The sequence below is a fragment of the Arcobacter sp. CECT 8989 genome, from assembly GCF_004116715.1.
Taxonomy (GTDB): domain Bacteria; phylum Campylobacterota; class Campylobacteria; order Campylobacterales; family Arcobacteraceae; genus Halarcobacter.
Map to the genome: position 1 here is coordinate 1 of NZ_PDKE01000121.1, position 396 is coordinate 396.

1 protein-coding gene is annotated in these 396 nt (G+C 33.8%); it reads left to right on the forward strand.

Features of this window, described 5'->3' with window-relative positions; all coding sequences use genetic code 11:
* Positions 1-106: 106 nt before the first annotated feature.
* Positions 107-396 (forward strand): TonB-dependent receptor (locus CRV02_RS14665; protein ID WP_258239343.1); only part of this gene is annotated, 290 nt, incomplete at its 3' end.

A 396-nucleotide genomic window follows, 5' to 3' on the forward strand; every position in this document is an offset into this window, starting at 1 on the left:
TTTTCCAAATTCCACATGAGCTCGATGAGGGCAGTTTAACTATACAGAACTAAAAACATGGTCACAAGAATTAAGACTTTCTAGTAAAAACCAGGATATAAAATGGATTACAGGTTTATATTTTGATAAAGAAGATAGATCGCAAGGTCCCTATGGAGTAGAACAAATATATATGGGAGTAGTTTTTACAGGGGATGCTAACTCTAAAGCAAACAGTAAAACACAAGCTATTTTTGGTCAAACAATGATTCCTTTAGGTGAAGACTTTGAGTTAACTTTAGGAGGAAGATACCAAAAAATAAAAACAGATATTGATGTAACAGCGAAATCTGGTTTGTCAGGGAAAGCTAATCCTGATGTTAAGTGCCAAGATGAACAAACTCTGGAAAGATTATT